Annotated in this window: 1 tRNA gene and 1 rRNA gene; both read right to left on the reverse strand. The window is 49.2% G+C overall.

Annotated features, from left to right (window positions below):
- Window positions 1–2: 2 nt before the first annotated feature.
- Window positions 3–79: transfer RNA gene (locus NJD71_RS13470), tRNA-Ile, on the reverse strand.
- A 73-nt stretch (window positions 80–152) separates the two neighbouring features.
- Window positions 153–1,691 (reverse strand): 16S ribosomal RNA (locus tag NJD71_RS13475).
- Between the last annotated feature and the right edge of the window lie 253 nt (window positions 1,692–1,944).

Here is a 1,944-nt window from a genome sequence, read left to right on the forward strand (position 1 = left end):
AATGGTGGGTCTAAGTGGACTCGAACCACTGACCCCCGCGTTATCAACACGGTGCTCTAACCAGCTGAGCTACAGACCCTAATACGTCCTAAAACGTAAGCTTAAACTAAAGAACAACTTGTTGTGAATTCTTGCTGACCGAATGCCATCTATAAGGAGGTGATCCAGCCGCAGGTTCCCCTACGGCTACCTTGTTACGACTTCACCCCAGTCATCAACCACACCGTGGTGAACGCTCCCCCGAAGGTTAAGCTATCCACTTCTGGTGCAATCAACTCCCATGGTGTGACGGGCGGTGTGTACAAGGCCCGGGAACGTATTCACCGCGGCATTCTGATCCGCGATTACTAGCGATTCCTACTTCATGGAGTCGAGTTGCAGACTCCAATCTGGACTACGATAGGCTTTTTGAGATTCGCATCACATCGCTGTGTAGCTGCCCTCTGTACCTACCATTGTAGCACGTGTGTAGCCCTGGTCGTAAGGGCCATGATGACTTGACGTCGTCCCCGCCTTCCTCCAGTTTGTCACTGGCAGTATCCTTAGAGTTCCCGGCTTAACCCGCTGGTAACTAAGGACAAGGGTTGCGCTCGTTGCGGGACTTAACCCAACATCTCACGACACGAGCTGACGACAGCCATGCAGCACCTGTATTCTAATTCCCGAAGGCACTCCCGCATCTCTGCAGGATTCTAGATATGTCAAGACCAGGTAAGGTTCTTCGCGTTGCATCGAATTAAACCACATGCTCCACCGCTTGTGCGGGCCCCCGTCAATTCATTTGAGTTTTAACCTTGCGGCCGTACTCCCCAGGCGGTCTACTTATTGCGTTAGCTGCGTCACTAAGTCCTCAAGGGACCCAACGACTAGTAGACATCGTTTACGGCGTGGACTACCAGGGTATCTAATCCTGTTTGCTACCCACGCTTTCGAGCCTCAGTGTCAGTATGATGCCAGGAAGCTGCCTTCGCCATCGGTATTCCTTCAGATCTCTACGCATTTCACCGCTACACCTGAAATTCTACTTCCCTCTCACCTACTCTAGCCTAACAGTTTCAGATGCAGTTCCCAGGTTAAGCCCGGGGATTTCACATCTGACTTATCAAGCCACCTACGCTCGCTTTACGCCCAGTAATTCCGATTAACGCTTGCACCCTCTGTATTACCGCGGCTGCTGGCACAGAGTTAGCCGGTGCTTATTCTGCAGCTAATGTCATCGTCTCCGGGTATTAACCGAAGAGTCTTCTTCACTGCTTAAAGTGCTTTACAACCAAAAGGCCTTCTTCACACACGCGGCATGGCTGGATCAGGGTTTCCCCCATTGTCCAATATTCCCCACTGCTGCCTCCCGTAGGAGTCCGGGCCGTGTCTCAGTCCCGGTGTGGCTGATCATCCTCTCAGACCAGCTACAGATCGTCGCCATGGTAGGCCTTTACCCCACCATCTAGCTAATCCGACTTAGGCTCATCTAATAGCGAGAGCAACAAGTTGCCCCCTTTCTCCCGTAGGACGTATGCGGTATTAATACGAGTTTCCCCGTGCTATCCCCCACTACTAGGTAGATTCCTAAGTATTACTCACCCGTCCGCCGCTCGACGCCTGGTAGCAAGCTACCATCGTTTCCGCTCGACTTGCATGTGTTAAGCCTGCCGCCAGCGTTCAATCTGAGCCATGATCAAACTCTTCAGTTTAATCTTGCTATGAAGCTCTTTAAAGAAGCTTCTAAACTTGGCTCATCTAATCTGGCAAAATCGCTAAAAATTATGTTCGTAATGAATTAACTTTGAGTTTTTCTGCTGTCTTAAATGATAATTTTTATAGTTAATAATCTTTCCGAAAAGAAAAGACAGTCAACTTTATTTTTTAGCATTCTGAATCAGCAAAAATCCACACAAGTTGTTCTTTAGTTATGCTTTTAAATAGTCTCAATCACTGTCGTCCAGT

It is taken from the genome of Psychrobacter sp. PP-21 (assembly GCF_033790785.1).
GTDB lineage: Bacteria > Pseudomonadota > Gammaproteobacteria > Pseudomonadales > Moraxellaceae > Psychrobacter.